Annotated in this window: 12 protein-coding genes; 7 read left to right on the top strand and 5 right to left on the bottom strand. The window is 61.9% G+C overall.

Going from position 1 to position 13602, the window contains the following annotated elements; genetic code table 11:
* The first annotated feature begins 85 nt into the window (after positions 1-85).
* Positions 86-1009 carry a LysR family transcriptional regulator gene (locus LG281_RS04415; RefSeq protein ID WP_404404746.1) on the top strand — a complete coding sequence of 308 codons (924 nt, stop codon included), beginning with the start codon at positions 86-88 and terminating at the stop codon, positions 1007-1009.
* 160 nt (positions 1010-1169) lie between these two features.
* Entirely contained in the window at positions 1170-2546 is a 1377-nt protein-coding gene (locus LG281_RS04410) for an FGGY-family carbohydrate kinase (protein WP_404404744.1), read from the top strand.
* Positions 2547-2686: 140 nt separating this feature from the next.
* On the opposite strand, the gene LG281_RS04405 is transcribed toward LG281_RS04410, so the two are convergent.
* Positions 2687-3985, bottom strand: a complete 1299-nt coding sequence (locus LG281_RS04405) for a Gfo/Idh/MocA family protein (RefSeq protein ID WP_404404742.1) — start codon at positions 3983-3985, stop codon at positions 2687-2689.
* A 371-nt stretch (positions 3986-4356) separates the two neighbouring features.
* Here LG281_RS04405 and LG281_RS04400 point away from each other — a divergent pair, with 371 nt between their 5' ends.
* The 5 genes from LG281_RS04400 (at position 4357) to LG281_RS04380 (ending at position 8323) form a co-directional block, all read left to right on the top strand.
* Entirely contained in the window at positions 4357-4776 is a 420-nt protein-coding gene (locus LG281_RS04400; protein ID WP_404404740.1) for a DUF1801 domain-containing protein, read from the top strand.
* A gap of 6 nt (positions 4777-4782) precedes the next feature.
* On the top strand, positions 4783-5349 hold the full coding sequence (locus LG281_RS04395; RefSeq protein ID WP_404404738.1) for an NnrU family protein: 567 nt from the start codon (positions 4783-4785) through the stop codon (positions 5347-5349).
* A gap of 427 nt (positions 5350-5776) precedes the next feature.
* Positions 5777-6496: a tetratricopeptide repeat protein gene (locus LG281_RS04390; protein ID WP_404404736.1), complete on the top strand. Its 720-nt coding sequence runs from the start codon at positions 5777-5779 to the stop codon at positions 6494-6496.
* 100 nt (positions 6497-6596) lie between these two features.
* Positions 6597-8057 (top strand): ribosome biogenesis GTPase Der, encoded by a 1461-nt coding sequence (gene der, locus LG281_RS04385; protein ID WP_404404734.1) that lies wholly within the window; start codon positions 6597-6599, stop codon positions 8055-8057.
* Positions 8058-8122: 65 nt separating this feature from the next.
* On the top strand, positions 8123-8323 hold the full coding sequence (locus LG281_RS04380) for a hypothetical protein (protein WP_404404732.1): 201 nt from the start codon (positions 8123-8125) through the stop codon (positions 8321-8323).
* Positions 8324-8374: 51 nt separating this feature from the next.
* Here LG281_RS04380 and LG281_RS04375 read toward each other — a convergent pair whose 3' ends face one another.
* The 4 genes from LG281_RS04375 to LG281_RS04360 form a co-directional block, all read right to left on the bottom strand.
* A complete protein-coding gene (locus LG281_RS04375; RefSeq protein WP_404404730.1) occupies positions 8375-10060 on the bottom strand; it encodes a methyltransferase domain-containing protein in 1686 nt (561 codons plus the stop codon).
* Between the two features lie 445 nt (positions 10061-10505).
* On the bottom strand, positions 10506-11234 hold the full coding sequence (locus LG281_RS04370; protein ID WP_404404728.1) for an SDR family NAD(P)-dependent oxidoreductase: 729 nt from the start codon (positions 11232-11234) through the stop codon (positions 10506-10508).
* Positions 11234-12736, bottom strand: coding sequence for an amidophosphoribosyltransferase (gene purF / locus LG281_RS04365; RefSeq protein WP_404404724.1), 1503 nt, complete (start codon positions 12734-12736; stop codon positions 11234-11236). The genes LG281_RS04370 and purF overlap by 1 nt, the downstream gene beginning before the upstream one ends.
* A 154-nt stretch (positions 12737-12890) precedes the next feature.
* A complete protein-coding gene (locus LG281_RS04360; RefSeq protein WP_404404722.1) occupies positions 12891-13535 on the bottom strand; it encodes a CvpA family protein in 645 nt (214 codons plus the stop codon).
* Positions 13536-13602 lie beyond the last annotated feature (67 nt).

Genomic DNA, 13602 nt, shown 5'->3' with positions numbered 1-13602 from the left:
CGCAAAGGCTACGCCTCCACAGCGTTCCCAAAAAGCGCACAGAATGAAACTGGACGTTCCGGAAACGGAACGATAGGCTTGCACCATGACCCAGCATGAGTTCGATCCCCGCGATTTCGATATCGAGGACGTCTGCACCTTCGGGCTTATTGCTGCCGCGGGCGGGCTCTCGGCGGCGGCCCGCAGGTTTGGCCACTCCAAGGCCTCGCTCTCGCGTTCGCTCGCCCGGCTCGAAGCGGCTGCCGGGTCTCCGCTCTTTGACCGAATGGCCCGGGGGCTGAGGCTCACCCCGCTCGGTGAAACCCTGCGCCCCGCCGCCGAAGCTGCCATCGAAGCCTCGCGCCAGGCCGACGAAGTGCTCCGTCGCGGCCAGAGCGAGCCGAGCGGCCCGCTTCGGGTCGCCGCCAGCGCACTGCTCGGCGAGCACATCCTCGCCCCGGTCCTTGCGGAGATCGCACGGCGCTACCCCAAGGTACGCACCGAGTTACGCGTTTCGAGCCTCGGCCCCGACCCGCTTGCGGAAAATCTCGATGTCGTTCTGCGGCTGGGGCGACCTCACGAACCCCATCTCGTCGCCAAGCGCGTGCTCGCAAGCAACCTGGCGCTGTTCGTGCCCGCAGCGTCGGAAATAGGTCCCAACGACATAGGGGCCATCGCCGCTCAAGGCCGCCTCGTCGTCGATGTCGAGGGCGTGCCACAGAACTGGGAGCTTACGAACGGCAAGGAAACGCTCGTTCTCGACAGTCCGCCGCGCCTCGTCGTCGAAGACCCGGCGGTTGCCGTGAGCGTCCTGAGGGCAGGCGAGGGTATCGCTTTCCTGCCGCAGCTTTATGGCGAACATCTTGTCAGCGCCCAAACGCTCGCGCGCGTCCTGCCCGATTGGTCCGGCCCGGTCGTCGAGGTCTATGCTTCCATGCCGCCCCGCCGCGCTACTGTGCCCGCCGTGCGGGTCTTTCTTGATACAATGGACGTGCACATCCGGCGGCTTAAGGCATCAATCGAGGCGTAGAGACGTCTTTTTCATGGCCTGCCCGGGAAGACATGCGGGGCATTGTCATGTCGGATGTCTCCTTCCTGTCAATTATGATCGGATATGAGAGCTTCTTGATTGAAAATGACGGTTCTCTCGCTAAGGTGCTGGCAACAACGGGGAGGCAGGTCTGGTCCACATGACGGAGGTAACGCACACCGGCACGATTGTGGTTATCGATATCGGCAAGACCAATGCCAAGCTCGTCGCGCTCGACGCGGCGTCCGGAATGGAAATCGAAACCCTGCGCCGTGGCAACGCGCCGGTTGCATCCGGCCTTTACCCCCATTGCGACGTTGATGGGCTCTGGACCTTTATCCTCGATGGCCTCAAGTCCCTCCATGCCCGCCATGGCATCGGTGCCATCGCCATTACCACCCACGGTGCCACCGCCGCGCTCCTTGCCGGAGACGCTCTCGCCATGCCGGTACTCGACTACGAGCATACCGGCCCCGAAGAGACCGCCGCCGACTATGATGCCATCCGCCCGGATTTTGTCGAAACCCTCTCGCCGCGCCTTCCCGCAGGGCTCAATCTCGGCGCCCAAATCTTCTGGCAGGCTACCGCTTTCCCCGAAGCCTTCGCCGGCGTCACCGCCATCATTCCCTATCCCCAATACTGGGCTTTCCGTTTGACGGGCAGGATCGTCTCCGAGCGCACGTCTCTGGGCTGCCATACCGATCTGTGGAACCCCGTCAAAGCCTGCTATTCCAGCCTCGTCGATCATATGAACTGGCAGGATTTGCTCCCCGAACCCGGCGCCACCACAGACACGCTGTCCCCCCTGCGCCCCGAAATCGCCGCCGCCACCGGCCTGCCGGAGGTAACGCCTGTCTCTTGCGGCATCCACGATTCCAACGCCTCCCTCGTTCCCTATCTCAGCCACCAAGAGACCCCGCTCACCGTCGTCTCCTCGGGCACCTGGACAATCGCCATGACCCTTGGCGGCACAACCGGGCGTCTCGACCCGGCTCGCGACAGTCTCGCCAATGTCGACGCCCTGGGGCGCCCTGTGCCGACTGCGCGCTTTATGGGCGGTCGGGAATACACGCTCATCGCCGGAGCGAACGCCCCCCAACCGACGTCCGCAGACGCGATTGCCGTTATCGAAACCGGCATCATGGCTCTGCCTTCCTGGGTTGAAGGCACCGGCCCGTTCCCGAATGGCAAAGGCGGTTGGCACGGCAATGCCGACGCTCTGACACCATCGCAACGCGCTGCCGCGGCGAGCCTCTACCTCGCGCTGATGACCTGCGAAACGCTCACACTGGCGGGGCAAGGAAGCGACATCGTCATTGAAGGTCCGCTCGCCCAAAATACCGTCTATTGCTCCACCCTCGCCGCCCTGACCGGAGTCCCGGTCCGCCCCTCGCGCGATGCGACCGGCACGGCCAAGGGCGCGGCGATGCTCTTGACCGGCCTTGGCAGAGGCACTGCGCTACCCGATCCGGTTACGCCGTTCGACCATCCGCAAATCGGAGCCTACGCGAGAGATTGGCGCGCCCGCGCGCGTTAGCGCCTCCGCACAGAGGAATTGATGCATGAGGTTGCCCGCCACCCTCTCCCTCCACTCCGCCGTCATCACCCGAACAAGCCGGGTGATGACGGGGAGGGAGGAAGCAAAGATCAAACCGTCAAATCCTCCGTGCAGACGTGCTATTGCGACGGCAACTCGATCCCGTTCTCGTCCAGCATCTTGCGCACATGCGTGGTCTCGCCGCTCGCCATCGAGGCGTTTGCCGCGATCCCCGTGAGGATCGACCAGGCCCCGTCCACATGGCTCGAACTGCGCCCGTAAAGGTCCGGATCCATCCCCTCGGGATCGAACAGATACCCCAGCATCACCGGATCGGCACCACCATGATCGCCCGTGCCTTCCCAGACGCCGATCTTCTCGGGCGCCTTGCCCGCCACATGCAACGTCGTAGTAATCGCATCCTGGGCCGGTCGTGCCCGCTGCCCGCCGAACACCCCATGCACCTCGACATGCTTGTGCACCAACTCGCCCTTGGTTCCATGGAACCGGATTTCGAGCCCTTCCCAGGGTGAGTAAGCGCACAGCGTATAGTTGAGCATTGCACCGTTCTCGTAGCCCACCTGCACCTGCATGGTGTCCTCGATGGTGATGTCGTCGGCAAAAACGCATTTGTCGCGCGCGTACCCGTCGAACTCCTCCGCATCGAGATAAAGCGCCTTGAGCGCCGCGTCGCTCTCAAGGTCCATGCGGAAGTCGCACTTCTTGGCAACCGGACACGCGTAACACCTCTCCCCATGCCCGGAAAGTCCCAGGGCCTCGGCCATTTGCGGCGTATAGAACGCCAGCCGTCCATTAGCCGAAACGCTCTTGGGCGAAGACCCCAGCCACCAGTTCACGAGATCGAAATGGTGCGTCGACTTATGCACCAGAAGCCCACCGGACTTGTCCTTGTACCGGTGCCAGCGCCGGAAATAGTCCGCCCCGTGCACCCGGTCGAGGTGCCAGGAAAAATCCACCGCCACGATATCGCCGATGGCGCCCGATTGTAGCAGGTCTTTGATCTGCGTGCGGGCAGGGGTGTAGCGATAGTTGAATGTGACGGTAACCGACTTCCCGGTCTCCTTCTGCGCATCGATGATCGCCTTGAGCCGCGACAAATCCGTCGTCATCGGCTTTTCAGTCATCACATTGCACCCGGCCTTCATCGCCGCCACGATATATTCGTGGTGCAGATAGTCCGGCACGGTCACCACGACGGTATCGGGCTTCTGCTCATCCAGCATCTGCCCGAAATCCTCGGCCTTGTAGGTCGCCACCCCGTTGCCCGACTGGTCTGGCACCGTGCTCGCCGACAGTGCAAGGCGTGCGTCGTTCGTGTCGCACAGCCCCACGAGCTCGCTCGTTTGGTCGTAGGTTTCGGTAATGGCGCCGCGGAACATCTGGTGCCGCGCGCCGGTGCCAACAATAGCGTATCTCACAGTACCCAGCCAAAAACCCCGGAGTCCGAAGCGGTTCGGCGTAGCCGAATGAAAAGCTCCGGTGAAGCTTTTCAAGTGCGCGGACGCCCAATGCGCTATGCGCGACGAGACTCGCTTCGCATTTCTATAATCAGTATGAGACGCGTCTCGCCGCATACCGTCCAAGCTCAATGAAACCCGAGGCGCACGCGCCGTCGGACGATAAGCCGTGCCCACCACCTATACCCGGTTTCCTTGGAAGCCGGCTATACTTGACACAAAGGCCGGACATATGACCGCATGAGATCCAGACGTGACATCAAAAAAAGACACTTGCAAGACGGGGCCGTCCGCATATGCCCTGGGTCGGCACCTCGTTGTGGAGAGACGTGATGAGCCAACGCGATCCCGAAGTCGCACGTTTCCTCAATACGGTCGAGCCTGCCCAAAAGCGGGCGGATTGCGAAAGCCTGATCGCGCTCATGGAAAAGCATACCGGCAAGCCTGCGCGATTGGTTCCGGGCAATATGATCGGGTTCGGGCGCGTGAAATACCGCTATCCGTCCGGACACGAAGGCGAAACCTTCCTCACCGGTTTCGCGCCCCGCAAATCGGCGCTGACGCTTTACGTGCTTTGGTACCAGCCAGAGGATGACGAACTGCTCGGCAAGCTGGGAAAGCACAAGCGTGGCAAGGGATGCCTCTATATCAACAAGCTTTCGGACGTCGACATGGACGTTCTCGAGCAGATCATTCATCGTGCCGCCACCGATCTCGATGGTCGGCATATTGTCGCGCATCTGGAGGAGTAAGTGGAAATGTGGCTGTTGATCGTTGGACTTGTTCTGTTCCTAGGCGCGCATTCGGTACGCATCGTTGCGCCGCAATGGCGCGATGCCCAGGTTGCGGAGCATCCCGGCGCCTTCAAGGGCGTCTATGCCCTCGTTTCCCTCGCCGGCCTCGTCATTATCATTTGGGGCTTTAGCCTTGCCCGGCTGGAAACGACCTTTCTCTTCACGCCGCCGAGCTGGGGCGTTCACGCTGCCTCGCTCCTTGTCATCCTCGGCTTCATCGGTATCACTGCTGCCTACCTGCCCGCGGGACGGATCAAGGCATGGCTCAAGCACCCGATGGTTGTCGGCGTTGCACTTTGGGCCGTCGGTCACCTCCTCGCCAATGGCGATCTCGCCTCGCTGCTGCTCTTTGGCGCCTTCCTCATCTGGGCCATCGTCGACCGCATTGCCGCAGGCCGTCGTCGCGAGCCCGTACCCGAGGCCGGTCCGATCACGAACGACATCCTTGCCATCGCAATCGGCACGGCTGTCGGCCTCGTTTTCGCGCTCTGGCTCCACGCCCCGCTGATCGGCGTCGCACCGTTCGCCTAAGGCCCCGTCGCAGTGATTTTGACAAGTTGGCGCACCTGTTTGAGGTACGACCTTACCGTCCGCACGGCTTCCCTTCTCCCCTTGAGGGAGAAGGTGGGCTTTCGCGAAGCGAAAGGTCGGATGAGGGGTGCGCGGCTGTGGCAAAGCTCCGCTTTTGTGCTGTTCGCAACGCCGCAGGCACCCCTCATCCGACCGCTTCGCGGCCACCTTCTCCCTCAAGGGGAGAAGGGAAACCGTGCGTGTGACCCGGCACGGCGCGCCACCGACACCCGCGTGAACCCGTCAAACCCCTATCTACAGTCGATGACAGGCCCTAAGGCCCTGAAAACCGCCTCCTTTCAATTGCAATCCGGGCGCGCCGCCACTATTGTCCGCCGGACTTTTGATGGCGGCATTGTGCCGGACGTAAACCGATAGGGCTTTCCCAATGAGCGACGACTCTTTTCTCCGCGAGGTCGAGGAAGAACTGCGCAGCGATAAGATGCGCGCCTTCTGGCGCAAATATGCACCCTATATCATCGGCGGAGCCGTCCTGATCGTCGTTCTCGTTGCGGCCAACGAAGCTTGGAACTGGTGGCGCGCCTCGACGGCCGCCGCCGCGTCCGACCGCTATTACGCCGCCGTGGATCTCGCCGCCCAAGGCGACTACCCCGCTGCAGAGGAAGCCCTCACCGCGATCGTCGCGGACGGCCCGCGCGGCTATGCCGTTCTCGCGCAATTCCGCGAGGCCGCGGTGCAAAGCCAGCAAGGCGATTCCGCCGGCGCGCTTGCGACTTACGACGCGCTCGCCTCATCGCTCGATTCCCAGCGCCTGCGCGAACTTGCGCTCCTTCTCGGCGGTTACGTCGCCGTCGATACGGGCACGGTTGCCGATGTCCAGACCCGAGTTGGTAGCCTCAATATCGCCCAGCACCCCATGCGCAACCTCGCCCGCGAGGCGCTTGGGCTGGCGCATTACAAGGCCGGTGAGTACGGCCAAGCCCGCGCGCTTTTCGAAGAAGTCGCCGCGGACGCCAACGCTTCGCAGGACATGCAGGTGCGCGCCATGGTCTATCTCGAGCAGCTTGCGGCCGTGGGCGCGGAGGTCTCCGAGGAAATCTTGCCTCTTGATGGTGAAACTGCACCCGAAGAAACGCCCGCCGAATAAGGCCTAGCGCCTTGCCTCACCTTAAATGACGGACTCAACCCGTCATTTAAGGTGAGGATAACAAGGCCACGTAGACAGAAATACACAAGGACCAAACGCCATGAGCGTCACCGTGGCCATTGTCGGCCGCCCCAATGTCGGCAAGTCCACGCTGTTCAACAGGCTCGTGGGCCGCAAGATCGCGCTCGTCGACGATACCCCCGGCGTCACCCGCGACCGCCGGGAAGGGCAGGGCCGCATCGGCGATCTCACCTTCACGCTCGTCGATACCGCCGGCTATGAGGATGCGAACGACGACAGCCTCGAAGCGCGCATGCGTGCGCAAACGGAAATGGCGATCGCCGAGGCCGACATCATCCTCTTCATGATCGACGCCCGCGCCGGTGTCACGCCCACCGACGAGCATTTCGCCCGCCTCCTGCGCCGCGCCGACAAGAACATCCACCTCGTCGCCAACAAGGCCGAGGGCAAGGCCGCCGAGCCGGGCCTGATGGAAGCCTATAGCCTCGGTTTCGGCGAAGCCATCCCGCTTTCCGCCGAGCATGGCCTCGGGCTCGCAGACCTCTACGCGATCGTCTCCGAGGCGGTCGAAACGCAGGAGGAGAAAAAAGCCGAAGCCGCGGCTCCGAAAGAAACCGACTACGACATGGCGCACCGGCCCGTCGTCGATGTGGATGTTCTCGAAGACGAGGGCGAGGACCAGACGGGCGATACGGCGCCTATGCGCTGGGATCCCAACCGCTATCTCAACGTCGCCATCATTGGCCGGCCCAACTCGGGCAAGTCGACGCTCATCAACCGCATGGTGGGCGAGGAACGGCTGCTCACCGGTCCCGAGGCCGGCATTACCCGCGATTCCATCATGGTCCCCTGGGAGTGGGAGGGGCGTGTCATCAACCTCGTGGACACCGCCGGCATCCGCCGCAAGTCCCGCGTCCAGCACAAGCTTGAAAAACTATCCGTCTCCGACAGCCTGCGCTCTATCCAGTACGCCGAAGTCGTCGTCCTCCTTCTCGACGCGACGATCCCTTTTGAAAAGCAGGATCTCCAGCTTGCCGATCTCGTCGAGCGTGAAGGCCGCGCCATGGTGATCGCGGTCAACAAATGGGATTTGATCGAGAACAAGAACGCCAAAATCCTCGAACTGCGCGAAACCTGCGAGCGCATGCTGCCGCAATTGCGGGGCATCCCGCTCGTCACGCTTTCGGGGCTTCAGGGGCGCAATATCGACAAGCTGATGAAGGCGATCTTCGATATCGAGCGCGTCTGGAACGTCCGTATCCGCACCGCCAAGCTCAACCGCTGGCTGGCGGACATGATCGAGCACCATCCGCCCCCGGCGATCTCTGGCCGGCGCCTGAAAATCCGCTACATGACCCAGGCCAAGACCCGCCCCCCGAGCTTCATCATCTTCTGCTCACGCCCTGAAGCGCTGCCAAAGGCATATCAGCGCTATCTGATCCACGGCCTGAGGCAGGACTTCGGCCTGCCCGGGACGACGATCAGGCTCTGGGTGCGCGGCGGGAAAAATCCGTATGTGAAGGATGAAGGTGCCCGGTAAGGCGAACCTTACAATTTCGTAACCCGCTTTACATCGCCACATTGCCTGCCTATCTCGGCAAGGCCATGAAAAAGAACGTCTTTAAATTCCGCCGCCTCAAATGGGGCGACCCCGAAGAGAAGTTCAAGATGCTGCCCGAGGATACCGCGCCACGCGAATGCGGCGACCGGCGGTCGCAGCCGGCAATCGCCTCGATGTTGAACGACAAAATGCTCGTAGGCGTGGCGGTCGCTTTGGTTGTTCTGGCTGCGTTACTTTCGTTCTAGGCTAATCCCCCGAAGCGAAGCGCCGCTCCGGGGGCACCGGCAGGGCGGGGGCTATGCGGGCTTCCTGAATAGCTGGATTCCCCAGCTCATCTTGCCCGCATCTGCGGCTTTCACCCAGTTCTCCAGCCCCACGATCATCTTGTCGAGATAGGCCGTCGATGCGCCGGTTTCGCGTAGCGTATCGTAATTGGCGATCAGATCCTCGCGCACGCGCGCGTAATGCGTGCGCAAATGATGCACCATCTGCTCCTGCGCCACGATTTCGAAGCCCAGCTCTTCACCCGTCTCGCGATAGAACTCCATCGAGCCCAGATCCCTAAGCTCAAGCCGATCGTAAACCGGCTGCAGATCGGGGTCTCCCGGCGTCACGTCGTCCGCTTGCATGGGATCGGTGAAGATGAAATATCCGCCGGGCTTGAGCACGCGGTAGACCTCGGCGAGCACGCGCTCACGTTCGGCCGAATGCAGGATCGCATCCATGCTCCAGACAACGTCATAACTGCTATCCGGCTCGGGAATGTCCTCGAACGAGGCGTGCACGACCCGGATTTTGCCTCCGAACCCTTGCTGCTTGTTGCGCAGCCGGTTTGTATCGTTCTGGGTTTCAGAGATGTTGAGGCAAGTCGCCGTGCCGCCATATTGCCCGACCACCCGCCGCATGGCACCACCATAACCCGCGCCGATATCGAGAATACGGGTGCCCGGCCCGAGGGTAGGTACCATCCTGGCCATACGGTCGACGGTTCCGTCGCTCGCCACGCGAATATCGCGCGTTTCGTCGTAGCATCCGATATGCAGGTCCTGGCCGCCCCATACCGTGCTGTAAAACGCATCTGCATCGGCGCTGTCGTAATAGTCCTCGGCAACCTCTCGGATGTCCGCGTCGCCGCCGCCCCAGCGGGAGGGCTGCGTTATGGATTTTTCGCAGATATGAATGAAAAAGTCCGGGTCGTCTTCGGCGTATGTTTCCTGAAAATCCCCATATGTCCGAACCCTCTGGAAGCCCGCTTCGGCGATCAGCCGCCGCACATAGTTCTTGCGGACCGGGCACATGTTGAGCGTGTACTCTGCGCCATCGGGGAACGTGTATTTGAACCGCGCTAACCCCTCGTCGATATATTCAGGTTCCGCCTTCACCTTCTCGCCGGCATAATAGTATCTGTGCTTGGTCGAAAACCCGTGGTCGAGCATAGCGTCGTAATTGCGCTGGTCGAGGATCAGAATCCCGTCATGCTTGAGCGCGGCATAGAATTCCGCCAGCGCACGCCGGCGGTCTTGCTCTGTGTGCAGGTGCGTAAAGGAATTCCCCAGACAGATGACCGCGTCATACTTGCCGTTGATGTCGCGGTTGAGCCAACGCCAGTCCGCCTGCACGGTGTTGAGGATGAGGCCGCGCGCTTGCGCGTTTTCGAATGCCTTGGCCAGCATCGCAGCCGAACCGTCCGCGCTGATCACCCGAAATCCGGCCTCGCTCAGCCTTACCGAATGAAAACCCGTACCGCTCGCTACATCGAGCACGCTTTCCTTCCCCCGCGCGCGCAACACGTCGATAAAGAATTGCCCCTCGCTTTCGGCCCGCGCGTCCCAATCTATGAGTTCGTCCCATTTCTCGACGAAACTCATTACGTATTCGCCGCGATAGAGATCCGTTTCCCTGTCTTCGAGCGGATCAGCCCCATAGGCCTGGCTTTCCATATGGAGTTCAGCGTTTTGAGTGTTGAGGTCCGATTGCACCATGTCTCCCTCTCCGGTCTGGTTTCGATATGTCCTGCCCGCCCGTATCGCGCGAAGGGCGCAACAACAGGTGCCGCGAAACGGTAAATCCGCGGTTGGAACGTCAGCTCTGCGATGTTCTCGTGCCGGGTGCGGCGTTCCCGGGCCGGGGACGTGTTTGCACCCTGCGGGCTCATCACGCTACGCCGGATCGCAAGCCACGAATCGGCCCTCGTTCGAACAGGCGCAGCAATGCATCAGGTCGCGGCAAAAAGGCATCCATATCGCATGGGCACGCGGACACGGATGGCTGCCGCAGGATGGTTAGATAGGATAACCGCGGAGCCCGGTATTACAAGGGGTGGGGAATGTAGTTTGGTGAATCGAAGGACTGGACACACCCAAGTCCTTGAGACTGCTTCGGATAACGGGCCGAAAAAGTTTCCCTAAACGAAGTTTCTGCGCCGGTCTAAAGTGGCTCTTCGCCCTTCAGCACATCCACCCGCATGCCGGTCTTCCCATAAGCCGGGGAGATGAGATCGACCATTTTGGGCGCGATCTCGTCGGGCGCAGGCAGGGTCATCGGGTCTTCACCTGGCATGGCCTTTGCGCGCATCGCTGTGCGCACCTGGCCGGGATAGAAGATGTTGGCCTTCACGTTGGTGATCGCCATTTCGCCCGCATAGGCCTTGATCATCGCATCGAGCGCGGCTTTGGTCGCTGCATAAAGACCCCAATAGGGCTTGGCCGAAAGTGCGGCCCCCGAGGAGACGAACACCGCGCGCCCGGCATCCGACTGGCGGAGCAACAGATCGAGCGAGCGCAGCAAGCGGTAATTGGCCGTGACGTTCACCTCGAAAACCTTGGCGAATTCCTTTGGCGCGATGTGGGGCAGGGGGGTCAGCGTTCCCAGAAGTCCCGCATTGCCAATGAGCCCGTCGAGCTGTCCCCAGCGCTCGAAAATCGCCGCGCCCAGCCGGTCGATGGCCTCGCTGTCGGTCAGATCGAGCGGCACCAGCGTGGTCGACGACCCCAGCGCCTGAATATCGTCGTCCAGATCCTCGAGTCCGCCCACCGTGCGCGCCACGGCAACGATATGTGCGCCGCGCGCGGCTGCGTTCTTTGCGGCGGCGTAACCGAGCCCCCGCGAAGCGCCTGTAACGAGGACGACGCGGCCTTCGAGGTCTTTTTCGGACATTAAACGGCTTCTCTCAGCATAGAAATCTGCTTGGGATCGTTCTTGCCACGATCCTGGAGATCGGTGAGCGGCGTGGGATAGTCGCCAGTGAAGTAGTGGTCGGTGAACTGCGGTTTCTTCGGATCGCGCTTCTCCCCGCCCACGGCGGTATAGAGCCCGTCGATCGAAAGGAACGCCAGCGAATCCGCACCGATATAGGCGCACATATCCTCGAGCGTTGCATACTGGTTGGCCAGAAGCTTGTCGGGGTCCGGCGTATCGATGCCGTAATAGTCCGAATGATAGATCATCGGGCTCGCCACGCGGATATGCACCTCTTTAGCGCCCGCATCGCGGATCATCTGCACGATCTTCAGCGAGGTGGTTCCACGCACGATGGAGTCGTCGACAAGCACGACCCGCTTGCCCTCGATCTCGTGGCGGTTGGCCGAATGCTTGAGCTTGACGCCCAGCGCCCGGATCGATTGCGTCGGCTCGATGAAGGTGCGGCCCACATAGTGGTTGCGGATGATGCCGTACTCGAACGGGATGCCCGATTGCTGCGCATAGCCCAGCGCCGCCGGCGTCCCGCCATCGGGAACCGGCACCACGACATCCGCCGCGACGGGGGCTTCCTTGGCGAGGTTGATGCCCATCTTCTTGCGCGCAGCATAGACAGAACGGCCGGAAACCACCGAGTCGGGGCGCGCGAAATAGACATATTCGAAAAGGCACATCCGCTCGCGGCGCGGCTTGAACGGCTTGTAGGATTCGATCGTGATCTCGCCGTTCTTCTGGATTTCGGCCACGACGATCTCGCCATTTTCCACGTCGCGCACGAACTTCGCGCCGATGATGTCGAGCGCGCAGGTTTCCGATGCAAAGATCGGCTTGCCGTCGAGGTCACCCAGAACCAGCGGGCGGATCCCGTTGGGATCCCGGGCGCCGATCAGTTTGGTGCGCGTCATCGCCACCATCGCATAGGCACCCTCGATGGCACCAAGTGCGTCGATGAACCGGTCTGCCGATCCGGTCCGCTGCGAACGGGCGATCAGATGCAGGACGACCTCGGAGTCCGACGTCGACTGGCAGATGGCCCCTTGGGCAATGAGCCGCTTTCTAAGCGCCAGGCCGTTGGTCAGGTTGCCGTTATGCGCAATCGCGATGCCGCCAACCTCGAGTTCGGCAAAAAGCGGCTGCACGTTGCGCAGCACGGTTTCGCCGGTCGTTGAATAGCGCGCATGGCCCATGGCCATTTTTCCGGGAAGACGATTGAGCGTCGCTGGGTCCGTAAAGTGGTCGCCCACCAGTCCCAGATGGCGCTCCGAATGGAACTGCCCCCGGTCATAGGTCACGATGCCCGCGGCTTCCTGCCCCCGGTGCTGCAATGCGTGCAGGCCAAGAGCCGTCAGCGCGGCGGCATCGGGATGGCCCAAAATGCCGAACACGCCGCACTCTTCATGCAGCGTGTCGCCGTCGAGATCGAGAGACAAGCCGGTCAAATGGTCGAGGGTCGTCGCCAAAGCAGTTCACCGTATGCAAGAAGAAAGGCGTCACCTTGGGGCGAATTACGCCCCTCCCATGGTGAAGTCAACTCAACGTCACATTTCGAAGCACGTTCCGGGTTCAAAACGCGCCCACGTCAAACTCTACCATCCGCCAGCGCGGTCCACGGCATCAAAGCTGGGTGATCGAGCCATCCTCGGCGGGCGCCGGATCGGAGGTCGGCTGCTCGGGCACCTGCTGCGTGCCCTCCGTGCTCTCCTCGTTCGTCACCGCACCACCTTCGACGGTTTCGCCCAACGAACCGCTGCCCTGCAGGAAGTCGTTGACCTGCTCCTCGAGGTTCTGCGGCAGGAGCGAAATCAGTCCTTCGCCCAGCGCCTCCAGCGTCGGCAGGCTCTGCGCCTCGGCCGCCCAATCGGGCAAATTGTCCCGGCCACCCATCAGCCAGACGCCGAAAATCACAACGACAACGGCGATCAGAATGCCGCGCAGCGCGCCGAATACAAACCCCAGCGTCCTGTCGAGCGGCCCGAGCCGGCTGTCGGTGATCCAATCCCCTATCCGCATGGTCAAAAGATGCAGGATGATCAGCGCGATCAGGAAGCTTGCGACCACGGTCGCCACGTCCGCCCACAGATCGTCGTTGACATATTGGCGCGCGATATCGGGATGGTTGAGATACATCCACACCGCAAAACCCGCCGCGCCTGCCCATGTAACGAGCGAAAGCACCTCGCGGGTCAAGCCTCGCGTCGTCGCCAGCAGCGCCGAAATGAGCACAAGAATACCGACACCGATGTCGAACGCGGTCAGCATGGGATCTTCTCTCCAGGATTGCCCGACAAAACGCTTTGCCACCCGTGCGGCAAATAATTCTGCGCCT

The organism is Pelagibacterium halotolerans, from assembly GCF_044811015.1.
Lineage (GTDB): Bacteria > Pseudomonadota > Alphaproteobacteria > Rhizobiales > Devosiaceae > Pelagibacterium > Pelagibacterium halotolerans_A.
The sequence above is the reverse complement of the archived record's forward strand: the minus strand, read 5'-3'. Positions and strand labels throughout refer to the sequence as shown.